At 59.4% G+C, this 20,149-nt stretch carries 25 protein-coding genes; 17 read left to right on the top strand and 8 right to left on the bottom strand.

The genetic code is table 11. The features are described from left to right. Positions 1–6: 6 nt before the first annotated feature. Positions 7–405, bottom strand: a complete 399-nt coding sequence (locus HFP51_RS11030; RefSeq protein ID WP_176875771.1) for a cupin domain-containing protein — start codon at positions 403–405, stop codon at positions 7–9. Between the two features lie 213 nt (positions 406–618). Between HFP51_RS11030 and HFP51_RS11025 the strand changes: the two genes are divergently transcribed. Continuing rightward, the gene (locus HFP51_RS11025) at positions 619–1,041 is read left to right on the top strand and encodes a VOC family protein (protein WP_176875770.1); all 423 of its coding nucleotides are present in this window, start codon (positions 619–621) and stop codon (positions 1,039–1,041) included. On the opposite strand, the gene HFP51_RS11020 is transcribed toward HFP51_RS11025, so the two are convergent. Further along, positions 1,038–1,976, bottom strand: a complete 939-nt coding sequence (locus HFP51_RS11020) for an oxidoreductase (RefSeq protein WP_176875769.1) — start codon at positions 1,974–1,976, stop codon at positions 1,038–1,040. The genes HFP51_RS11025 and HFP51_RS11020 overlap by 4 nt on opposite strands. Before the next feature lie 61 nt (positions 1,977–2,037). Here HFP51_RS11020 and HFP51_RS11015 point away from each other — a divergent pair, with 61 nt between their 5' ends. After that, the gene (locus HFP51_RS11015; RefSeq protein ID WP_176875768.1) at positions 2,038–2,613 is read left to right on the top strand and encodes a TetR/AcrR family transcriptional regulator; all 576 of its coding nucleotides are present in this window, start codon (positions 2,038–2,040) and stop codon (positions 2,611–2,613) included. Between the two features lie 279 nt (positions 2,614–2,892). Here HFP51_RS11015 and HFP51_RS11010 read toward each other — a convergent pair whose 3' ends face one another. After that, positions 2,893–3,828, bottom strand: a complete 936-nt coding sequence (locus HFP51_RS11010) for a ribose-phosphate pyrophosphokinase (protein WP_176875767.1) — start codon at positions 3,826–3,828, stop codon at positions 2,893–2,895. A gap of 118 nt (positions 3,829–3,946) precedes the next feature. Beyond that, complete coding sequence (locus HFP51_RS11005; RefSeq protein ID WP_176875766.1) at positions 3,947–4,744, bottom strand: LytTR family DNA-binding domain-containing protein; 798 nt, start codon at positions 4,742–4,744, stop codon at positions 3,947–3,949. A gap of 147 nt (positions 4,745–4,891) precedes the next feature. On the opposite strand from HFP51_RS11005, the gene HFP51_RS14730 reads away from it, so the two are divergent. Both HFP51_RS14730 and HFP51_RS11000 read left to right on the top strand, forming a co-directional pair. Next, entirely contained in the window at positions 4,892–5,026 is a 135-nt protein-coding gene (locus tag HFP51_RS14730; protein ID WP_255454644.1) for a hypothetical protein, read from the top strand. Beyond that, positions 5,023–5,505, top strand: coding sequence for a DUF2306 domain-containing protein (locus HFP51_RS11000; protein ID WP_176875765.1), 483 nt, complete (start codon positions 5,023–5,025; stop codon positions 5,503–5,505). Before HFP51_RS14730 ends, HFP51_RS11000 begins: the two co-directional genes overlap by 4 nt. On the opposite strand, the gene HFP51_RS10995 is transcribed toward HFP51_RS11000, so the two are convergent. Continuing rightward, complete coding sequence (locus HFP51_RS10995) at positions 5,502–5,915, bottom strand: nuclear transport factor 2 family protein (protein ID WP_176875764.1); 414 nt, start codon at positions 5,913–5,915, stop codon at positions 5,502–5,504. The genes HFP51_RS11000 and HFP51_RS10995 overlap by 4 nt on opposite strands. A gap of 46 nt (positions 5,916–5,961) precedes the next feature. Between HFP51_RS10995 and HFP51_RS10990 the strand changes: the two genes are divergently transcribed. The 11 genes from HFP51_RS10990 (at position 5,962) to HFP51_RS10940 (ending at position 16,387) form a co-directional block, all read left to right on the top strand. Then, positions 5,962–7,614 (top strand): NAD+ synthase, encoded by a 1,653-nt coding sequence (locus HFP51_RS10990; RefSeq protein WP_176875763.1) that lies wholly within the window; start codon positions 5,962–5,964, stop codon positions 7,612–7,614. A 1-nt stretch (position 7,615) separates the two neighbouring features. After that, positions 7,616–8,947, top strand: a complete 1,332-nt coding sequence (gene gltX / locus HFP51_RS10985) for a glutamate--tRNA ligase (protein WP_176875762.1) — start codon at positions 7,616–7,618, stop codon at positions 8,945–8,947. Between the two features lie 79 nt (positions 8,948–9,026). Further along, positions 9,027–10,310, top strand: coding sequence for a serine hydrolase (locus tag HFP51_RS10980; RefSeq protein ID WP_176875761.1), 1,284 nt, complete (start codon positions 9,027–9,029; stop codon positions 10,308–10,310). Between the two features lie 58 nt (positions 10,311–10,368). After that, positions 10,369–11,271 (top strand): acyl-CoA thioesterase II, encoded by a 903-nt coding sequence (locus HFP51_RS10975; protein WP_176875760.1) that lies wholly within the window; start codon positions 10,369–10,371, stop codon positions 11,269–11,271. A gap of 161 nt (positions 11,272–11,432) precedes the next feature. Beyond that, positions 11,433–12,071 (top strand): energy transducer TonB, encoded by a 639-nt coding sequence (locus HFP51_RS10970; protein ID WP_176875759.1) that lies wholly within the window; start codon positions 11,433–11,435, stop codon positions 12,069–12,071. 60 nt (positions 12,072–12,131) lie between these two features. Beyond that, entirely contained in the window at positions 12,132–12,563 is a 432-nt protein-coding gene (locus tag HFP51_RS10965; RefSeq protein ID WP_176875758.1) for a hypothetical protein, read from the top strand. A gap of 10 nt (positions 12,564–12,573) precedes the next feature. Then, positions 12,574–13,542: a bifunctional diaminohydroxyphosphoribosylaminopyrimidine deaminase/5-amino-6-(5-phosphoribosylamino)uracil reductase RibD gene (ribD, locus tag HFP51_RS10960; RefSeq protein ID WP_176876657.1), complete on the top strand. Its 969-nt coding sequence runs from the start codon at positions 12,574–12,576 to the stop codon at positions 13,540–13,542. A gap of 107 nt (positions 13,543–13,649) precedes the next feature. After that, a complete protein-coding gene (locus HFP51_RS10955; RefSeq protein ID WP_176875757.1) occupies positions 13,650–14,246 on the top strand; it encodes a riboflavin synthase in 597 nt (198 codons plus the stop codon). Between the two features lie 55 nt (positions 14,247–14,301). Further along, positions 14,302–15,588, top strand: coding sequence for a 3,4-dihydroxy-2-butanone-4-phosphate synthase (ribB, locus tag HFP51_RS10950; RefSeq protein WP_176875756.1), 1,287 nt, complete (start codon positions 14,302–14,304; stop codon positions 15,586–15,588). After that, entirely contained in the window at positions 15,588–16,013 is a 426-nt protein-coding gene (gene ribH, locus HFP51_RS10945; RefSeq protein WP_176875755.1) for a 6,7-dimethyl-8-ribityllumazine synthase, read from the top strand. The genes ribB and ribH overlap by 1 nt, the downstream gene beginning before the upstream one ends. Further along, on the top strand, positions 16,010–16,387 hold the full coding sequence (locus HFP51_RS10940) for a hypothetical protein (protein WP_176875754.1): 378 nt from the start codon (positions 16,010–16,012) through the stop codon (positions 16,385–16,387). The genes ribH and HFP51_RS10940 overlap by 4 nt, the downstream gene beginning before the upstream one ends. A gap of 4 nt (positions 16,388–16,391) precedes the next feature. Here HFP51_RS10940 and mddA read toward each other — a convergent pair whose 3' ends face one another. The 3 genes from mddA to HFP51_RS10925 all read right to left on the bottom strand — a co-directional run bounded on the left by mddA (position 16,392) and on the right by HFP51_RS10925 (position 19,056). Next, a complete protein-coding gene (gene mddA, locus HFP51_RS10935; RefSeq protein ID WP_176875753.1) occupies positions 16,392–17,162 on the bottom strand; it encodes a methanethiol S-methyltransferase in 771 nt (256 codons plus the stop codon). Positions 17,163–17,233: 71 nt separating this feature from the next. Beyond that, positions 17,234–18,328, bottom strand: coding sequence for an alkene reductase (locus HFP51_RS10930; protein ID WP_176875752.1), 1,095 nt, complete (start codon positions 18,326–18,328; stop codon positions 17,234–17,236). A 143-nt stretch (positions 18,329–18,471) separates the two neighbouring features. Next, positions 18,472–19,056, bottom strand: coding sequence for a urate hydroxylase PuuD (locus tag HFP51_RS10925; RefSeq protein ID WP_176875751.1), 585 nt, complete (start codon positions 19,054–19,056; stop codon positions 18,472–18,474). A gap of 133 nt (positions 19,057–19,189) precedes the next feature. Between HFP51_RS10925 and HFP51_RS10920 the strand changes: the two genes are divergently transcribed. Both HFP51_RS10920 and HFP51_RS10915 read left to right on the top strand, forming a co-directional pair. Continuing rightward, the gene (locus HFP51_RS10920; protein WP_176875750.1) at positions 19,190–19,855 is read left to right on the top strand and encodes a COQ9 family protein; all 666 of its coding nucleotides are present in this window, start codon (positions 19,190–19,192) and stop codon (positions 19,853–19,855) included. A 4-nt stretch (positions 19,856–19,859) separates the two neighbouring features. Continuing rightward, complete coding sequence (locus HFP51_RS10915; RefSeq protein ID WP_176875749.1) at positions 19,860–20,102, top strand: FeoA family protein; 243 nt, start codon at positions 19,860–19,862, stop codon at positions 20,100–20,102. The last annotated feature ends 47 nt before the right edge of the window (positions 20,103–20,149 follow it).

Raw genomic sequence — 20,149 nt, 5'->3', positions numbered from 1 at the left:
GAACGTCTAGTCGCGCGGACGCATCTCGGTGTCCATACCTGCTGTGATAAAGAGCGCGCTTGCCTCTCCATCGATATCGGCTGTGTGCCAGCAACCGGGTGGATTTATGGCATATTCGCCGGGGCCCAGCGTCACGGTGGCTTTGGTGCCGTCGGCCATTTCCTGGTGCAGCGTCATCGCCCCGGTCAGGCAGATCACCGCCTCTTCGCCCTTGGGATGCATTTCCCACACATCCCAGCTTTCGGTGAAATTATGCGCGCTGACGAGTCGGCCTTCGGCGCCGTCGCTGGCAGTGCGCATCCCATAGCTTTCATACCAGTCTACGCCGGTGAATTCGGGTTGGGGAACAGCTGTCGCCCCGAGCCCAAGGTGCATCGGATGGGTGAAGATATTGTCTTTTGCCATGGCCGGGAAGCTAGTCCTCCCGGGAATTCCGGTCAAACATTCCAATTTGCCACCTTCGATCGTCATTCCCGCGCAGGCGGGAATCTCTTGCGGGTTACGCGACGTCCGGTGATCGACTCCAGCCTGCGCGGGAGTGACGGTACGGTTTGGCGGCAGACACTGCTTCGGTGCCGCATTTCATGCTATGCTCGCGTCCGAAATTAGGAGGGCGAAATGACTGTTACACCCGCGATGATGCCGAATATCCGCTATAAGGACGCACTCGCTGCCATAGATTTTCTCTGCACCGGCTTCGGTTTCGAGAAACATGCGGTGTTCACGGATGAGGATGATCCTTCGATCGTCCATCATGCGCAGCTTCTCTATGCTGGCCAGATGCTGATGGTGGCGACTGCGATGGGCGGCGAATGGACAGATGTCGCATCGATGAAGACGGTGGCCGAAGCCGGCGGCAATACGCAGACGCTCTATCTGGTCGTTCCTGATGTCGCCGCGCATTGCGAGCGTGCCCGGGCGGCGGGCGCAACGATCATCATGGAACCCAAAGCGCAGGACTATGGCGGCAGCACCTATGGCGCGCTCGATCCGGAGGGCAATGCCTGGAGCTTTGGCGATTATGATCCGTTCGCGGACTAGGCCAGTGCATCCCAGTTGAAATCGACGAGCTTTTCGCTCTCCTCCCATAGCCATGCAGCGCGTTCGGCATTGCGACCGCGCATTGCGACCTGGGAGTCACCCACCGGTCCACGCGCATCGCCCCAGCCAGTCGGTCCATAATAGGCGCCCGATTGCGCTTCTTCCCCCGCAGCCGCGAGCACCGTCGGGATCGCGCCAAGCGCAGACGGTTGCGCCATGAGCGGATTGAGGAATTTATAGAGCAGGTTGAACGCGCCCGACGGCCCGGTGTCCTGCAGCGCGGTGTTGGAATAGCCGGGGTGGCAGACGATCGATTTGACCGCGCTTCCCTTGGCGGCAAGCCGGCGATGCAGCTCCAGGCCGAACAGCATATTGGCAAGCTTGGATTGGCCATAGGCCTGGGTCGGCGAATAGCTTTTCTCGAGCATCAGATCGTCTATGAAGATCGTGCCGAATTTATGGGCAATGCTCGACACGGTAACGATCCGGCCTGCTGCTTTCTCGACAAGATCGAGCAGTAATCCTGCCCAGAGAAAATGGCCGAGATGGTTGGTTGCGAGCTGCAGCTCATAGCCGTCAACCGTGCGGGTTTCGGGCGTTTGCATGATACCGGCATTGTCGATCAGGCCGTCGATCTTGTCATAGCGCGAACGCACGGTCTCAGCGGCTGCGCGGACATTGGAGAGATCGGACAGGTCGAGCTGTACGGTATCGATAGTGCCGGTGGCGCTGCCTTGTAGGCTCGCGGCAGCCGCGGTGATCTTTTCCTGGTTGCGCCCGGCAATCACGACATCAGCGCCCTTGTCGGCCAACATGCGGGCGGCATCGAGGCCAATCCCGCTATTGCCGCCGGTAATCACGTAAAGTTTGCCGGTGAGATCCGGCAATGCGTCTGGTTTCCAGTTGCGAACACCGGATTTGGTCACGTCGAGCATGAATTTCTCCTTTGCCGCAGGCGCGGCCAGTCAATGGGGGCGAATCACTATATTTACATAGTTGACAAAAAAGAACGATAATGTCAATTATGTCGTCATGAACCCGGAAGATCCCCTCACATCCGTGCTGCGCGTCTTCTCCCAATATGGCTTTCGCAAGAGCTCGATGGGGGATCTGGCCGATGCGATGGGGATTTCGCGCCAGGCGCTCTACAATCGCTATGGTTCAAAAGAAGCGGTGTTCGCCTGGGCCACGAAAACGCTCATCGAGCAAACGGCAGCGGACGCATTGGCGGCACTTGAAGATGATAGTCGCGCCATCCCGGATCGGCTGATGGCAGCCTATGAGATCTGGGCTGGCCAGCATGTCGATCTGCTCCGCGCATCGCCCCATGCCGCCGAGATCCTGACGCTCGTCCATGGCGAAGCAGCGGCGCTCGCCGAACAGGCCGAACGCTACATCAATGCCAAGGTCGCCAAAATGCTGACGGCGGAGTCATCCGAGATTTCTGACACCCAGGCAGTCGATCGCGCGCATACGCTCTATTGGGCCTCGAAGGGCTTGCTCTACACCGCCGAAAACCACGCCGCCTATTGCGACGGTCTGGAACGCGCCATCGCGGCGGTGACGGCTTAACTCTATCCTGAACACTACCGCTTTCCGGTACTCTGTGCTTCGGCCTACGCCGGAGCACAATTGTGCAACGGCATCGGTCTCACGGTTCAGCATCAGGACTAGCGATAATTGGAAAACGAGCCTGAACGCGGCCCCGTCATCGCGAGGCACCGTTAGGCGACGCGGCAATCCAGAGCCGAATGCGCTGTGCATAGCCACTCTGGATTGCTTCCCCCGGCTCAAGGCCGGAGTCGCAATGACGACTGCAATGCTGCGATGTTGCGCGTGCGAGCCTCGCCTCTAATCGAACAGGCTGGAGACGGAGCTTTCATCGGCGATGCGGCGGATGGCTTCGGCGAATAGCGGCGCGATTGGCAGGTGGCGGATCGATTCCGATTCACTGATTGCTTCGTGATTACCGATCGAATCGGTGATCACCAATTCCTTCATCACCGAACCATCGACCCGGGCAACGGCCCCGCCGGACAGCACGCCATGGGTGCAATAGGCGATCACTTCTTCGGCGCCTGACTCTTTCATCGCGGCGGCCGCGTTGCAGAGCGTGCCGGCGGAATCGACGATATCGTCGACGATGATGCAGAAGCGGCCTTCGACGTTACCGATGATGTTCATCACCTCGGATTCGCCGGGCCGTTCGCGCCGTTTGTCGATGATCGCGAGCGGCGCATTGTCGAGGCGTTTGGCCAGCGCGCGTGCACGAACCACGCCGCCGACGTCTGGCGAAACGACTGTGATGTCTTTCTTGGAAAAGCGAGCGGAGATATCTGCCGCCATTACGGGTGCACCGTAGAGATTGTCGGTCGGGATATCGAAAAAGCCCTGAATCTGGCCGGCATGAAGATCCATGGTCAGGACGCGATTGGCTCCCGCCACCGTTATCAGATTGGCGACAAGCTTGGACGAAATCGGCGTTCGCGGCCCCGGCTTCCGGTCCTGCCGGGCATAGCCGAAATAGGGCATCACAGCCGTGATGCGCTTGGCCGACGCGCGTTTCAGCGCATCGATCATGATCAGCAATTCCATCAGATTGTCATTTGCTGGATAGCTTGTCGATTGCAGCACGAAGACATCTTCGCCGCGGACATTTTCGAGGATCTCGACAAAGATCTCCTCGTCGGCGAAGCGCCTGACATTGGCTTCAGTCAGCGGGATTTCGAGATATTGCGAAATCGCGCTCGCGAGCGGCAGGTTTGAATTGCCCGACAATAATTTCATGGATGCACTGCCCCTTCGCCCGAATTTTCGTCCGTCGTTTTAGGCTGTGGCGGGAAAAAATAAACAGCTTGTCCGGGCTTTTCTGGGGAGCATCACGCAGGAGTGCCGAAGCGCCCCGTCAGAACCAGCCTTGGCTGCGGAGTTTTTCCTGTCGATTGCGGGCAACCGGGGCGAGCAGGCCATTGGCAAGTTCGAGCTTCATGTTGCGGCCGTCGCGGCGGACCGCGCGCACCTGATCCCGTGCGACCCACCAGCTTCTATGGACCTGCTGTCCTTCCACACCATCGAGTTCGGCAATCGCGTCGCGCATCCGCATCAGCAGCATTTCGCTGCCAGTCAGCGTATGGGCCTTTACATAATGATCCTGCATTTCGAGGCAGACCAGATTGGTGCCGAGCGCGGGCGGAAGCCGATCGAAAAAGGGTGCGGTCGGGGTCTCGGGCAGCGGGATATCATTGACGTCGAGGGGGATTGGCGGCGGCGGTACATTTGCATTGGCTGGCGCGAGATCGTTGGTCGGCGGCTGGCGATTAAACAACAGCCACATGCCCGCCTGGATCGCAAGGCCGATGCCGAGCACCTGGAGATAGAGCGTTCCGAAAGCGGAACCGAGATAATCGGTCTCGAGACTCATGCCGGCAAGGGCAAAGCCGACAGCGCCCGTCAGCGGTATGGCGGCGAGGCCCGCGGCAAAGAGCAGCGCAACCCAGATCGGTATCGCGGTCGCGTCCGCGAGCCAGAGCGCAACGGTCTGGACCGGGCGATAGATGATATAGCCAACCAGGATGAAGCCGATCCAATAGGCAAGGCGCATCGCCACGGGCATCGCATAGGTGCCGAACGGTCCGAGCAGGCCGAGCAGCGCGCCGATCGCCGCAATGATGAAGATTTCGATCGCCAACTGGCGCAGCAGCATGTGATTTCCTGTCCCGTTCGCGCTTCGTGAATGGGCAAATAGCCCAAAATCAGCGGTTTTGCGAAGCTTTTCTCCTGTCCACGCAGATCCGCTTGCTGGCGAACGGGCCGCTGCCATTCTTGGCCCATCACCAACAGGAGAATTGCCATGTACAGCCCGTTTCGCCCAATCTTGCCCAGCCTAGCCGCGGTCTTTCTCGCCCTGTGCGTCTCGACCACCTTGATTGCTTCGGCCACCAGCATGCCGCTTACCGCCATATCCGCGACGGCGTATCTCGCATGAGCCGCGCCGCGACCGCCCTGCCACCCCGGCTTTCCATCCCTCTCATCGCTGCAACCGCGGTCGGTACTATCATCGTCACATTAGCGCTGATGGCACTCAGCTATGGCAATGGTCAGCCGAGCGATAATTCGCTGTCACCGGCGGTTGTCATCCATCTCGTATCGGTCCTTCCCGCTCTGCCGATTGGTGCGATCATCCTTTATGGTGCCAAGGGCACACCGCGCCATCGGCTGCTCGGTCGAATCTGGGTCGTGCTGATGCTGACCGCGGCGATATCGAGTTTCTGGTTCTCGCTATCCTTCATCCATGTCTTTTCGGTACTGGTATTGGTTTCGGTCCCGCTCTCGCTCTGGCGCTTGCGGCTGGGAGACCTGGTCGGCCATCGGCGGGCAATGGAAGGCATGTATATCGGCCTCGTTATTGCTGGTGCCTTTGCCTTTATTCCAGGACGCCTGCTCGGCGGCCTGGTATTTGGTTAGCGTGTTACGCCGGCATGAAATCCGGCCTCGATCTGGCCGCTCATATAGTTGGTGATATCCGCGATCTTGCCGGTTTCATCGATCTCGAAAAAATTGCAGTTGCGCATTTCGCGGGATTCATCGCCATTGCTGGGCGTCAATGTGATGCGGAAGCGCACGGCTACCGACTGAGTCTCAATATCTGCCGTCACCGCAAAGTCATCGACCTCGACCTTTGAATAGGCATCCAGGAAATCGACGAAATGATCGGCAATCGCCTGTTTGTCGCGAAATCGGATTCCCAAAGACGGGACAGCCATCGCGACACCGTCAGCGAGATTGTCGAGCAGGGCGGCAATGTCACGGCGGCCCACATTGCCGAAATAGCCGTCGACGGCGAGATTGATCAGGGCTTCGCGAGTAAGGGGCATCGTCTTCACCTTGGCTAGTGCGCGCAACATCCATAAAGAGCGCTGGATGACAAGTTTCCTTAGAATAGCTTTTGCACAGCTCAACCAGGTGATGGGTGATCTGGCTTGCAATGCAGATGCAATGTTGCAGGCCCGCGCGGGATGTTCGGATGCGGACCTGATCGTCTTTCCCGAGCTGCAGCTGATCGGCTATCCGCCCGAAGATCTGGTCCTCAAGCCCGCATTGATCGAGCGCGCGCGGATTGAGCTTGAACGCATGGCCAAAGCTACCGGCGATACTGGACCCGCGATGCTCGTCGGAACAGCGATCCTGGAAGAGGGCGAGCTCTACAATGCCATGGCCCTGCTTGATGGCGGTGAGGTTACGACCATCATCCGCAAACACCGCCTGCCCAATTACGGAACTTTTGATGAGCTGCGCTTGTTCAAGCCCGGGCCAATGCCGGAGCCGATCGAATTTCGCGGCGTGAAAATTGGCGTACCGATCTGCGAAGATATCTGGGTGGATGGCGTGTGCGCACATCTTGCATCGCGCGGGGCGGAGCTTTTCATTGTTCCCAATGGCAGCCCCTATGAAGTCGAGAAAGACGATATTCGGTTGGCGCTTGCGCGCGGGCGGGTCGCCAATACCGGCTTGCCGCTGGCCTATCTCAACCGGGTCGGTGGGCAGGATGAAATTGTCTTTGACGGATCTTCCTTCGTCCTCAACACCGATGGTGAAATTGCGTGGCAGTTTGCCGATTGGGAAGAAGAAGTCGCGACCACTTTATGGGAAAAAAGCGATGATGGCTGGGCGTGTACAGACGGCCCGCAACATGCGCTCGATGCCCATCCGGCCGACATCTATCACGCCATGCTGGTTGGGCTACGCGACTATGTGAACCGCAATCGCTTTCCCGGCGTGGTGCTGGGCCTATCCGGCGGAATCGACAGTGCCTTGTCTGCTGCAGTGGCGGTCGATGCGCTGGGTGCCGACCGGGTCTGGTGCGTGATGATGCCCTCACGCTTTACGTCGCAGGAAAGCCTGGACGATGCGGCAGAGTGCGCGCGGCTGCTTGGCTGCAAGCTCGATACAATCCCGATCATGCCAGCAGTAGAGGGCTTTGACGCGATGCTGGCGGATAGTTTTTTGGATGCCGAGGTCGATATCACGGAAGAGAATATTCAGTCGCGCATTCGCGGCGTCACATTGATGGCGCTTTCAAACAAGTTCGGCCATATGCTTCTGACCACCGGTAACAAGTCGGAAATGGCGGTCGGTTATGCGACTATCTATGGCGACATGGCCGGCGGCTATTCAGTCCTCAAAGACGCTTACAAGACGACCGTGTTTGAGCTCTCAAGCTTCCGCAACACCGTGCGCCCAAGCCTCGCCATGGGACCCGATGGTCCAGTGATGCCCGATGTGGTGATCACCAAGCCCCCCAGCGCCGAACTGCGTCCTGATCAGAAGGATAGCGATTCCTTGCCACCCTATGATGTACTCGATCCGATCCTCAAAGGGTTGGTCGAAGAAGAGGTCGGCATCGAACACTTGGTCGAGCGGGGTTTTGATCGTGCGACCGTCGCGCGGATCGAACGGCTGCTCTATATAGCCGAATATAAGCGGCGCCAGGCTCCCCCGGGGGTGAAGATTGGCGCGCGCAACTTCGGTCGCGATCGCCGCTATCCGATTACTAACGCATTCCGGACCGTATAAAATGACCATCACTCGTTTTGCCCCTTCGCCGACCGGTCGCCTGCATGTCGGCAATATCCGCACCGCGCTGCATAATTGGCTCTGGGCCCGCAAACAGGGCGGACAGTTCCTGTTGCGGTTGGACGATACCGACAAAGAGCGCTCGAAAGAGGAGTATGTCGATGCAATCCGTGCGGACCTTGCTTGGCTCGGCATGGATATAGACGGCGAGGCGCGTCAGTCTGCCCGTTTTGACCGCTACGAAGCAGCCTTTGAAACGCTGAGCGCAGCGGGACGCATTTATCCGGCCTATGAAACTGCGCAGGAGCTGGAGCTCAAGCGCAAGATCTTGCTCGGGCGCGGCAAACCGCCAATCTATGATCGCGCAGCACTCGCGCTCAGCGATCAGGAGATTGCGGATTTCGAGGCCGAAGGCCGGACACCCCATTGGCGTTTCAAGCTTGATCATGATGTGCCGATTGAATGGAATGATCTTATTCGCGGCCGACAGCATTTCGATCCGGCCTTGCTCTCCGATCCGGTGATCCGGCGCGCGGATGGCAGCTGGCTCTATATGCTGCCAAGTGCCGTCGATGATGCGGAGATGGGGGTCACCCATGTGGTTCGCGGCGAAGACCATGTGACCAATACCGGACTCCAGCTGCAGATGTTTGATGCAATGGGAGTGCGATCGCCTGCCTTTGCGCATGAGGCCTTGCTCGTCGGTAGTGAGGGCAAGCTGTCGAAACGGCTGGGTTCGCTCGGTGTCGAAGCTTTCCGCGAAGATGGCATTGAGCCGATGGCGGTGCTGTCGCTGCTCGGCCGAATCGGAACGAGTGATCCGGTCGAACCATTTGCCGAGGTTGCGCCGCTGATTGAGGGATTTGATTTCACACGCTTTGGCCGCGCGCCTGCGCGCTTTGACGCGGAAGAATTGGCGACACTCAATGCGAAAATCGTGCACCAACTCGATTTCGATTCCGTTGCTGACCGATTACCGGGGGGCATGGCCGCCGATGGCTGGGATGCGATCCGGCCGAACCTGTCGACTGTCGTCGAAGCGCGTGACTGGTGGCATGTCGTCCAAGGTCCTGTTGATGATGTCGTGTTCGATTCCGAAACGACGGCTTATCTGGACCAGGCGGCGGCGATGGCTGCAGATATCGCTTGGACCGACACTGTCTGGAAAGAGCTCACCACGACGCTCAAGGCCGAGACCGGCCGCAAAGGCAAACCATTGTTTCTTCCGCTACGGCAAGCGCTGACCGGGCGCGATCACGGGCCGGAGATGGCCGCATTGCTACCGCTTATTGGCAAAGAGCGGACCGTCGCCCGGTTGAGTCGACAGGCGTAGCAGCCAGCATTCTGGCGCTTGCGAAAATCGCCGGGTCTGGCAAAGCAGTTATGAAATCACAGGAATTGGGAATTGCGGTATGAGTGAATTTCGGATTGATCGGCGGCAGCTGTTGGGCGGAATTGGCGCTGGCCTTGCACTTTCGACATTACCGGCGCGGGCGCTGGCCGCCTTTGATGGCACCGCGCAATGGCCGCGGGTTTCCGCCTTCGTTCCTGGCTTCGTCTCCGAACATTTCATTCCCGGTGCCTTGATAGCCGTTGGCCGTGGCCAGGATGCGCCCATCTATTATGGCGATGGTACTGTAGCCCTGGATAGCGAACAGTCGGTCGATGCCGATACCCTCTGGCGGATCTACTCGATGACCAAGCCGATTACTGGCATGGCGACGATGATGCTGATCGAAGATGGCGTGATGCAGCTCGATCAGAATATCGCCGATTTCCTGCCTGGTTTTGCCGATCCGCAGGTGCTGACTGATCCCGACAACAGTCTGGAGACGCGCGCAGCAAGTGGCCCGATCACCATTCGACATCTGCTGACCCATACTGCTGGCCTTGGATATACGATCATTACAACGGGCCCGCTGCTCGCAGAGTATCAGCGTCTTGGTCTTGAGCCTGGTGTGATCATGCATGAGCCGGCAGAAGTTGTGGCCCGCCGTCCGGATTCACTGGAAGAGTTTGCCGATCGCTTGGCAACGCTGCCAATCATTGCCGATCCGGGTACGAAATGGAGCTACTCTGTCTCAATCGATCTTCTCGGCCGGATCATTGAGGTCGCGTCCGGCATGCCGTTTGATTCCTTCTTGCAGCAACGACTATTCGGACCGCTCGGTATGACCGACACCTTCTTCCAGGTTCCGACTGACAAAGAAGATCGGATGACAGCTTGTTATACGCTGCGCGATGGCCAGCCCCTGCGCGTCGATCCGGCCCAAGGGTCCGTCTATTCGCTGCCGCCGCGCTATCCCTATGGCGGAGCGGGTTTGGTTTCGAGTGCGCGTGATTATGATCGCTTCCTCACCATGTTGCTCGGCGAAGGGGCATTGGGGGATGTACGGGTGATGGAAACCGAAACCGCGCGGCTTGCCATGTCGGACATGTTGCCGCCGGATGTCGACAAGACTGGCATGTATTATGAATCCGGCTTTGGCGCAGCCGGCCGGGTGACGATCGAAGCTGGTGCAGCCGGCGAAGGTCTCGGCACCTATGGTTGGGGCGGCGCTGCCGGCACGGTGGCCTGGGTCGATCGGGCGAATAATCTGCGCGCGTCGGGTTATGTCCAGAATTTGCCGAGTGAGATTACCCCATTCCGGGCGGGTGTCCTCGCTTCGGTATATACCGATCTGCATGGCGGCTGATCCGGATACAAGCAGCTCGGAGCATTGGGCTCCAGACTAGTGTGAAAAGGGACTGAGCGTGGGAAAAGACGCGGAATCCGAACCCCAACTGAAAACTCCTGAAGAGCTGATCGAGAAACTGTGCGACCTTTTGACGGTCGAAGAGCTCGACAAGGATCTTTATCGCGGGCCGCGTTTGCCGGGTGGCGTCGGACGGGTGTTCGGGGGGCAGGTGATTGCCCAGGCTCTGGTCGCTGCTAATCATTCGGTTGATGATGATCTCGTAGCGCACTCGCTCCACGCCTATTTCATGCGGCCGGGCAATGAGAATTATCCGATCATCTATCGGATTGAGCGCGACCGGGACGGGCGCAGTTTCTCAACCCGCCGGATCATCGCGCTTCAGCGCGGCAAGCCCATCCTCAACATGGCGGCCAATTATCAACGTCCCGAAGACGGGCTCGCGCACCAATTTGATATGCCGGATGTTGCCGGCCCCGATGAGTTGCAGAGCGAAGCGGATTATTGGCGTGAGAATATTGAGCTGATTCCTGAACCGTTTCGTAAGCGGATGTTGCGGCAGCGGTCTATTGAACTCCGCCCGGTGGAACGTCGCAATCCGGCGAAGCCCGAGAAATCAGAGCCGCGAAGCTACACCTGGTTCCGCGCTGTCGCTCCGATTGGCGACGATCACCGGCTGCACCAAGCGATCCTGTCTTACGCATCGGATATGAGCCTGTTGGGGACAAGCACCCTTAAGCACGGAATTAGCTGGCTTCGAGATCCGTTGCAGATGGCGAGCCTCGATCATTCGCTCTGGCTGCATGAGGAATTTCGCGCGGATGAGTGGCTTTTATACGCAACCGACTCGCCCTGGACGGGGCATGCGCGCGGTTTTAATCGCGGCCAGATTTTTACGCAGGATGGGCGGTTGGTCGCCAGTGCTGCGCAAGAAGGGTTGATGCGTCTGCGCGGCAAGTAAGCTGGATTTCTGACAAACTGGGAAGGTACGGATGAAGATATCGACTGGTTGGGCTGGAGTTTTAAGATGATATGATGTAACATACCTCTCGTTACACGCCAGGGCGCAGATCGCCGCAGAGCGGATCGCCATCGGCGCAGAGACTGAAAAGGAGAGAGGGAATGACCACATCTGATTCACGCTCATCCGGCTATCTCAGCCAGTCACGCCGTAGCCCGACCGGGCTCGCTATCGTCATCGGCCTGCATGGCGCGGCGCTCGCGATCGCCTTTCTTGCCAAATCCGGTGTGGTACCGATCATCATCGACCCTGGACCCCCTACGGTCGTCAACTTGCCGACACCTGCTCCGCCGCCCCAGCCGCTCCCCGAGACGAATGAGCCAGACGACCCGCCGCCCATTCCGACAGCGACACCTTCGCCCATTCCGACACCTCCTGTTCGCTCAAATCCGGTGCAGCCTATACTGCCCGCACCGCCGCCAGTTCCGACCCCGCCAATTTTCGACCCGGTTCCCGAGCCCGTTTTGCGCGGCGCGCAGTTTGCCAGAGGGGTAAATTTGCAACCGCCTTATCCCAGTCGATTGATCCGCCAGGAGCTCGAAGGCAGCTGCACGATCCGGGTGCGCATTGCGCCCAATGGCCGGGTCACCGAGGCGATCCCTATGGACGCCACCCACCCGGCCTTCTGCGCGGCGACGGAACGCCACGCCCTGCGTCGCTGGCGTTTCGAACCGGCGACGCGAGACGGCGTTCCAGTTGAAAGTTGGCAACAGCATATCGTCCAGTTTCGGATCACCTGATCGGGCGATTCTCAGCGCGCCCTCTGGCGTTGGGCGGTCTGCTGTCCTATTTAGAGGAGCATGTTACCGCCCAAACCTCGAGTGATCGTCAAGGATATCGCGTCCTTCTTTGCGCGCCGCGAGCGCCATAACTGGATCGCGCTATTCTTTGCGATACTGATCCCGGGCGTGGTGATCGGCACTTTCGCAATGGATAGCGAGACAGACATCCTGCCGACCGAACCCATTGTCCATTATGTCGAAGTCTGGGGCTCTGATCGGACGGATGAAGAGATTGTCGAGCGCCAACGCGTCCTCGCGCTTGAAGAAAATGAGCGGCGCGCCATTTCGCGCCAGCGCTTCCAGCAACTCGCCGAGGGTAGCGGGGTTGAATATGACCGCGCCGCCGCCGCGGAAGCCGATCGAATCGCCGACGAGAACCGCCGCATTCTGCTGCGTCCGGGTGAACGGCTGGATGGCGGACGGCTGGAGATCGACACTGACGGTCGCTGACGAACGGTTCATGGCCGCAGCGCTTGCCCTGTCCTGGCGCGGCCGGGGCCGGACGGCGCCCAATCCCAATGTTGGCTGTATAATAGCCCGAGACGGCCAGATCGTCTCGCGCGGCTGGACCCGGCCGGGCGGACGCCCCCATGCGGAAGCCGATGCGCTGGACGGCGTAGATGCCCGCGGCGCAGATATTTACACGACCCTCGAACCCTGTGCGCATAAGAGCGAGCGCGGCCCGGCTTGTGCGGATTTGCTGGTGAAAGCCGCTCCCGCCCGCGTCATCATTGCCGCCCAGGATCCCGATACCCGCACCAATGGCGCTGGAACCGCCCGACTGCGCGACGCCGGCATCACCGTCACGGAAGGCGTGCGAACCGAAGAGGCGCATCGTGCCATGGCAGGTTTTTTCACCCGGCAGGCCAAGGGGCGCCCCCATGTCACGCTGAAGCTTGCAACGTCACTGGATGGGCAAGTGGCCCTGCCGGATGGCTCAAGCCAATGGATAACCGGACCCGAAGCCCGCGCCCACGCTCATGTCGAACGGGCACTATCGGATATGGTCGTCGTCGGTCGCGGCACGGTGGCAGCGGATCAGCCGCAGCTCGATGTCCGACTGACCGGACTGGAGCCGCGCACCCCGGGTCGCGCTGTCCTGTCGAGCGAATATAGCAATTTTGCGCAGCTCCAGCTCAAGGCCGACAATCCGGTCTGGCAGCATCTGGAAAGCCCCGAAGCGATCGCAGATCTTGAGAATGTCGACTATCTGCTGGTTGAGGGTGGGGCGGGTGCAGCGGCCGCTTTTGTGGCTGCAGATCTGGTCGATCGGCTGCTCCTCTATCGCGCGCCAATCCTTGTCGGCACCGGCCTCAGCGCACTGGGCGATTTTGGCCTCGCTCAGCTTGACGATGCGCATGGTCAATGGCGGCTTGTGGAAACACGGATGCTTGGTGTCGATCGCATGGAAGTTTATGAGAAAGCCTGACCATCTCCCGTTTGCCCTGAGCTTGTTGAAGGGTCGCCCTTCAATTCCAAGTAAAAAAGAAGAACAGGGCTTCGACAAGCTCAGCCCAAACGGATAGGGGAGTTTCGATGTTTACCGGAATCATCACCGATGTCGGCACGATTGCCGAAGCCGAACAGCGGGGCGACCTCCGCCTCACCGTCCAGTGCAGCTATGACATGGCCGGTGTCGAACTTGGCGCATCGATCGCCTGTTCGGGCGTTTGCCTCACTGTGGTCGACAAGGGCGAAGACTGGTTTGCCGTCGATGTTTCAGCCGAATCTGTCGCGCGTACCGCACAGGGCCAATGGAACACCGGCTCGAAGCTCAATCTCGAACGCTCGCTCAAGCTGGGCGATGAAATGGGCGGCCATATCGTCACGGGCCATATTGACGGGATTGGCGAGATTGTTTCGGCCGATCCTGTCGGCGATTCGATTGAGATCGTGATCCGTGCACCCGATGAGCTCGCCAAATATATCGCGCCGAAGGGATCGATCACGCTCAACGGCGTGTCGCTCACGGTCAATGAAGTGCGCGACGAGGAATCGGGATGCCACTTCACGATCAATCTCATTCCGCATACGGCCGAGGTGACGACCTTCGCGTCTGCGGCGGCCGGGCAGCCAGTGAATATCGAGATCGATATATTGGCCCGATATCTGGCGAGAATGACCAGCGCATAACATTTGCATGTGATTTCATATTGTCGATCACACTGTAGTGTGTTATTCGGCGCTCATGTCTACACCGCTCATTGAAAATGTCCGCACCCTTGTTGCTTCTGGCGAAGCGACCAAGGCCGGCCTGGCGCGCGCCGCCGGGCTTCACCCCAACTCGCTGCGCAAGCTTGACGATGATGATTGGAATCCGACTGCGGAGACCTTGCTGAAGCTCGAACGCTATCTGGTGACCGGCGGCGGGCAGGCACTTGCAAGCCCGGAAGAGATTATCGAAGCCGCGCGCAACGGACGGATGTTCATTCTGGTCGATGATGAAGATCGCGAAAATGAGGGCGATCTTGTCATCCCGGCGCAGATGGCAACGCCCGACGCGATCAATTTCATGGCCAAATATGGCCGCGGACTGATCTGCCTGGCGCTGACCAAGAAACGCACTGAAGCGCTCGGCATCGATTTGATGAGCCGCCATAATGGGACGCGCCATGAAACCGCCTTCACCGTTTCAATCGAAGCCCGTGATGGCGTGACGACAGGCATCTCGGCCGCTGATCGGGCGCGCACGGTTTCCGTGGCAATCGATGGCTCGAAAGGGCCCGATGAGATTGTCACCCCGGGCCATGTCTTCCCGCTGGTTGCCCGGCCGGGCGGTGTGCTCGTGCGGGCTGGCCATACCGAAGCGGCTGTAGACATTTCCCGGCTTGCCGGGCTCAACCCATCTGGTGTGATCTGCGAGATCATGAATGAAGACGGCACCATGGCGCGGATGCCGGACCTGATGGCCTTTGCCCAGCTCCATAACCTCAAGATCGGAACGATCCGCGATCTGATCGCCTATCGCCGTAAGCATGACCATCTCGTCGAAAAGAAAGCCGAAGCTCCATTTACGAGCCGCTGGGGTGGTGACTGGCGGGCGATGACCTTCTTCAACAAGGCGACTGGCACTGAGCAGGTTGCGCTGGTGAAGGGCAAGGTTGATCCGGACAAACCGACCCTGGTGCGTATGCATGCGCTGTCGGCCTTTACCGATGTTTTTGGCGAAGAGGGCGCGCGCGGCAAGATGTTGTCCCGCTCGATGGAGATTATCGGCGAAGAAGGGGCGGGCGTTGTCGTCGTCATCAACCGCACGATGCAGGGTGCCTTCACCAAGGCGCTCCTGCTCAAGACGGGCAAAGAACGCCCGGATATGGAAGAGCTGCGCGACTATGGTGTCGGCGCCCAGATCCTGACCGAGCTTGGTGTGCAGAGCATGATCCTGCTCACCAACACGCATCACAGCCTGGTCGGCCTTGATGCCTATGGACTGTCGATTGCCGGTGAGCGGGCGATCGATGTGGGAGATGACTAATGGCGCATTTCCTGATCGTCGAAGCGCGATTTTATGAGCACTATAATGACTGGCTGATCGATGGGGCCAAGGCTGCGCTTGAAGCCGCAGGCCATAGCCATGAGGTGATTACGGTGCCCGGTGCGTTGGAGATTCCCGGTGCCGTCGCAATGGCCGCGGAAACCGGGCGCTATGATGGCTTTGTCGCGATCGGCGTCGTGATCCGGGGCGAAACCTATCATTTCGAAATCGTCGCGGGTGAAAGCGCACGCGGCCTGATGGCGCTGACCATGGATGGCATTGCGATCGGCAATGGGATCCTCACCACCGAAAATGCCGAGCAGACCGAAGTTCGCGCGCGGCCTGATCAAAAAGACAAGGGCGGGGAGGCCGCCAAGGCAGCCATCGCCTTGTTCGATCTTGCCCAAGGCTTCTCGTCCCAATGAAGCTGCTCCGCATCATTGCGGTGCTACTCGCGCTGTCTTTGATGCTGGGCGAAGCCTATCGCAGCTGGGGCGCTGGACGCCCAGTCATGTTCTGGATGGATGATCAGATCATGGGAGCGATGCTGATCGCCGGCGCCTGGTTGATGGCGCGGCCGACCCCGGCGCGCCATGTCTTTTTCGCCGCCGGTTGGGGCGTCAATGCCGGGATGCTCTATGGCAGCTTCTTCGGCAAAGTCTTTGCGCCCGAAACCAGCAATCCCGGCAATTTCGACATCGGTCTGCTCACGGCCTTGATCGGCCTCGCCTTTGTCACAGCCATTGCCGGAATGATCGCGACGATCCTCTATGCCCGGGACGATGCCGGGACGGGCTAGGCGCTCAGCGCGCTTTGCCGATCCCCGGAATCACCGCACCAACCTTTTTCCGATACTCGACATATTGCTCGCCAAGATGGGCGATCAGATCGCGTTCTTCATAGCGCACACCGATGACCACATAGACGGTCATGCCGATCGCAAAGAGCAGATGCCCCTGGCTCATGTCAGGCGTTGCCCAGAAGGCGAGCAGGATGCCGGTGTAGATCGGATGGCGCACCAGCTTGTAGAAAAGCGGCGTGCGGAACTGTGTTTCGGGTACCGCTGTTCCGCGGAACCCGGCCCAGGCCTGATGCAAGCCGAACAGTTCGAAATGGTTGAGCAGGCAGGTGGCGATGAACAGGATCGCCCAACCGGCAAAAAACAGGCCCCATAGCAGCATCCGGAGCCAATCCGCATCGACCGACCAGACCATCGGCGTGATCGGGCGCCAGAAAACATAGATCATTACCAGCACGGCGACGGTGGCCAATACATAGAGGCTGCGCTCGATCGAGGCTGGCCAGAAGCGGGTCAGCCAACTCTTGAATCCTGGCCGCGCCATGACGCTGTGCTGGATTCCGAACAGCGCGATCAGCGCCAGGTTGATGATGATCGCAACGCCCAATGGTGCCGCCGGCCCGGCATCGATGCTGGGGAGGGCGGCAAGTCCTGCGATCCCGGTCAGCCCAACCGCTTCATCGAACAGATTCCCTGTAAAACCGACCAGATATAGAAATGATGCAAAGAACAGCAGATAGCTGCCCACGGCAAAGCCCAGGCGCAATAACCCCATTTTCCCCTCCCATTTTGTTGCGCCAGCGTAACATTTGGCCGCTGGCGCGGCAATTTTGGGAGTAATCCGGGCTATTCAGCGGCGACTGTTTCCTCGGCGAACGGATAATCCGTATAGCCTTCAGGCCCCGGCAGGTACCAGGTTTTCATATTGCTTTCATTGAGCGGCAGGCCTTCGCGGAAGCGCCGTGGCAGATCCGGATTGGCAAGGAACGGGCGGCCATAGGAGATCGCATCGGCAATCCCGCTGTCGAGATCGGCCTGGCCTTGCTCGGCGTCATAATCTGAATTGAGCACCAGCGGCCCGTTGAACGCCTTGCGGATCAACGGCGAAAGTTTGGGTACATCGGTGCGGCCGAATGTGCCTTCGGGCCCGGGCTCGCGCAGCTCAAGAAAGCCGATACCAAGATCGCTGAGCTTTTCAGCGGCAAGCGGGAAGACGCTTTCCGGATTGCTATCGTCGGTGCCCTGGGATTCGCCATTGGGGGAGAGGCGAACCGATGTCCGGTCGGCGCCCGCTTCGCGGATTACTGCGGCGGTGACTTCAGCGAGGAGCCGCGTGCGATTGTCCGGCGATCCGCCATATTCGTCATCGCGCAAATTGGTCCCGTCGCGCAGGAACTGATCGATCAGATAGCCATTGGCGGAGTGGATCTGCACGCCGTCAAACCCGGCCTCCATCGCATGCCGCGTGGCGCGGGCATAGTCGTCGAGCAGACCGGGCACCTCGTCGGTGCGCAGCGGGCGGGCTGCTTCGTAATCCTTCGTTCCGGTCGGCGTATAGGCATGGCCCGGGCCGGTTGTGGCCGATGCCGAAACCGGTGGTTCGCCATCCAGATAATCGGGATGGACGAGCCGACCCATATGCCAAAGCTGGAGGATGATCTGGCCGCCCGCATCATGGACGGCGCTGGTCGAAAGCTTCCAGCCTTCGGTTTGTTCCTCGGTCCATACGCCGGGTGCGGCGGGCCAGCCCAGGCCCTGGCGGCTGATACCAGTGGCTTCGCTGATGATCAGGCCGGCGCTGGCGCGCTGCGAGTAATATTCGGCCATCAATGCATTGGGGACATGGCCGGCATCCGCCCGGCCGCGGGTGAGCGGCGCCATGAGAATGCGATTGGGCGCTTCGATGGCGCCAAGCGTAACCGGATCGAACAGTGAAGGCATGATGTGCAGTCCCTTATTTGTGTCGATGACTGACATAAGGGATGAGACTGGGCTGGCCAGTGCAGAACGCGCAAACTTTTCTAATCCGGCCTAAAGCCGGGATGCGATCCGGGGCAATGGCACCGCCACCGCCCCGGTTCTAATCAGACGGCAAGCGCGCCCTGTGTCACCATGCAATAGAGCATCGGGATCGAGAGCAGCGTATTGGTACGCGATGCGATCAGTGCCCGCGGTGCAGCCGCCGCTTTCTCCTCATCACTCGCTTCAACCATGCCGAGAATCTTCTTCTGCGCCGGCCAGATGATGAACCAGACGTTGAACGCCATGATCAGCGCCATCCACATGCCGATGCCGATCAGCGTGAAGCCGGTCTGCAAGGTCAACGCCTGGGTGAGATAGCCCGAAAGATGAGCAACGATGAGGCCGGTCAGCACGGTGAAAGCGGCAGCCCAACGGAACCAGAACAGCGCTTTGGGTGCGATATGGCCGGTCACGCCCGGTTTATGCTCGGCCGGGATGCCGGGCATCGCCGGCACCTGGACGAAATTGAAATAATAGAGCAGCCCGATCCACATGATCCCGCACAGGACATGGAGGAACCGGAAGAACTGATTGGGATAGAGAGCCGTATCACTGACATATCCGCTGTGCAGACCGAACATGATGGCCAGCAGGACGACTATTCCTGCGATCAATACCGCATTGAGATTTCCGAAAAATTTCGCCATTTCGCTTCCCCTGTTGTTTCGGACTGCCAGTTCCGAGCCCATTGCCGGGTTCGATACCAAAAAGCCGAGAATCTGTCACGAACGGCAGTACACAGGCCTTGGTCTCTTTGGCCAGTGGCTTATATAGGTCCGCATGGCCCAAGCGATGCCCGCCGATCCGACGCTCGATGAAATCCGCGCCCATCTGGGCCCGATGATTGCAAACCATGCCGCCTTTGATGGCTGGACTGACGAAGCCATTGAGCGCGCGGCGCATGATGCTGATATCGATCCCGAGGCCGCAAAGCTCGCCTTTTCCAAGGGCGCGACGGACATGATTGATGCCTGGTTCGCCACAATCGATGCCGAAATGGAAGCAAGTTTCACGGTCGAAGAATTGGATGCCATGCCGATCCACAAGCGAATCCGGGCGGCGATTCTCAAACGTCTAGATATCGCGCGTCCGCACAAGGAAGCCCTGCGCCGCGCGATCGCCATTCTCGCCATGCCGAAAAATGTCCCGCTTGCCGGAAAGTTGGGCTGGCGCTCGGCCGATGCGATGTGGCGGCTGGCCGGTGACACATCCACCGATATCAACCACTATAGCAAGCGCACCATTCTTGGCGGAGTGTACGGCTCCACGATCATGGCTTGGCTCGAAGATGAGAGCGACGACGAAGCCGAAACCATTGCTTTTCTTGATCGGCGCCTCGGCAATGTCGCCCAGTTCGAGAAACTGAAGCGAAAGTTCCGCATGGATCCGGATCGCCGCTTCAGCGTCACCCGCTTTCTCGGCCGGCTGCGCTATCCGGGTCGCTGAACCAATGCGACTCGACCGACTCCCGCTGCGCGAATCGGCTCTAATCACCGCGGTTGATTGGGACAGCCTGTCCGCAGAAGTGGTTCAGCGTCTTCGCGATTCGGGAATCGTGGAGGGCGAAACTGTTGAAGCGACCCATTGTGCAGCATTTGCCGGCGATCCGATTGCCTGCACGATTGGCGGCAAAACCTACGCTATTCGCCGCGATCATGCCGCAGCTGTCGAGGTCGAACAGCTAGCGCGCTGAGCAGGCTGCGCACAGCCTCAGACAATTCACAATCCGGTACGGCTGCG

It is taken from the genome of Parasphingopyxis sp. CP4 (assembly GCF_013378055.1).
Lineage (GTDB): Bacteria > Pseudomonadota > Alphaproteobacteria > Sphingomonadales > Sphingomonadaceae > Parasphingopyxis.
This window is presented reverse-complemented; position numbering and strand designations above follow the sequence as displayed.

Coding starts and splice junctions, on each gene's coding strand:
- HFP51_RS11030 (WP_176875771.1), bottom strand. CDS start 405: ATGGCAAAAGACAATATCTTCACCCATCCGATGCACCTTGGGCTCGGG.
- HFP51_RS11025 (WP_176875770.1), top strand. CDS start 619: ATGACTGTTACACCCGCGATGATGCCGAATATCCGCTATAAGGACGCA.
- HFP51_RS11020 (WP_176875769.1), bottom strand. CDS start 1,976: ATGCTCGACGTGACCAAATCCGGTGTTCGCAACTGGAAACCAGACGCA.
- HFP51_RS11010 (WP_176875767.1), bottom strand. CDS start 3,828: ATGAAATTATTGTCGGGCAATTCAAACCTGCCGCTCGCGAGCGCGATT.
- HFP51_RS11005 (WP_176875766.1), bottom strand. CDS start 4,744: ATGCTGCTGCGCCAGTTGGCGATCGAAATCTTCATCATTGCGGCGATC.
- HFP51_RS14730 (WP_255454644.1), top strand. CDS start 4,892: ATGTACAGCCCGTTTCGCCCAATCTTGCCCAGCCTAGCCGCGGTCTTT.
- HFP51_RS11000 (WP_176875765.1), top strand. CDS start 5,023: ATGAGCCGCGCCGCGACCGCCCTGCCACCCCGGCTTTCCATCCCTCTC.
- HFP51_RS10995 (WP_176875764.1), bottom strand. CDS start 5,915: ATGCCCCTTACTCGCGAAGCCCTGATCAATCTCGCCGTCGACGGCTAT.
- HFP51_RS10990 (WP_176875763.1), top strand. CDS start 5,962: ATGACAAGTTTCCTTAGAATAGCTTTTGCACAGCTCAACCAGGTGATG.
- gltX (WP_176875762.1), top strand. CDS start 7,616: ATGACCATCACTCGTTTTGCCCCTTCGCCGACCGGTCGCCTGCATGTC.
- HFP51_RS10980 (WP_176875761.1), top strand. CDS start 9,027: ATGAGTGAATTTCGGATTGATCGGCGGCAGCTGTTGGGCGGAATTGGC.
- HFP51_RS10970 (WP_176875759.1), top strand. CDS start 11,433: ATGACCACATCTGATTCACGCTCATCCGGCTATCTCAGCCAGTCACGC.
- HFP51_RS10965 (WP_176875758.1), top strand. CDS start 12,132: ATGTTACCGCCCAAACCTCGAGTGATCGTCAAGGATATCGCGTCCTTC.
- ribD (WP_176876657.1), top strand. CDS start 12,574: ATGGCCGCAGCGCTTGCCCTGTCCTGGCGCGGCCGGGGCCGGACGGCG.
- HFP51_RS10955 (WP_176875757.1), top strand. CDS start 13,650: ATGTTTACCGGAATCATCACCGATGTCGGCACGATTGCCGAAGCCGAA.
- ribB (WP_176875756.1), top strand. CDS start 14,302: ATGTCTACACCGCTCATTGAAAATGTCCGCACCCTTGTTGCTTCTGGC.
- ribH (WP_176875755.1), top strand. CDS start 15,588: ATGGCGCATTTCCTGATCGTCGAAGCGCGATTTTATGAGCACTATAAT.
- HFP51_RS10940 (WP_176875754.1), top strand. CDS start 16,010: ATGAAGCTGCTCCGCATCATTGCGGTGCTACTCGCGCTGTCTTTGATG.
- mddA (WP_176875753.1), bottom strand. CDS start 17,162: ATGGGGTTATTGCGCCTGGGCTTTGCCGTGGGCAGCTATCTGCTGTTC.
- HFP51_RS10930 (WP_176875752.1), bottom strand. CDS start 18,328: ATGCCTTCACTGTTCGATCCGGTTACGCTTGGCGCCATCGAAGCGCCC.
- HFP51_RS10925 (WP_176875751.1), bottom strand. CDS start 19,056: ATGGCGAAATTTTTCGGAAATCTCAATGCGGTATTGATCGCAGGAATA.
- HFP51_RS10920 (WP_176875750.1), top strand. CDS start 19,190: ATGGCCCAAGCGATGCCCGCCGATCCGACGCTCGATGAAATCCGCGCC.
- HFP51_RS10915 (WP_176875749.1), top strand. CDS start 19,860: ATGCGACTCGACCGACTCCCGCTGCGCGAATCGGCTCTAATCACCGCG.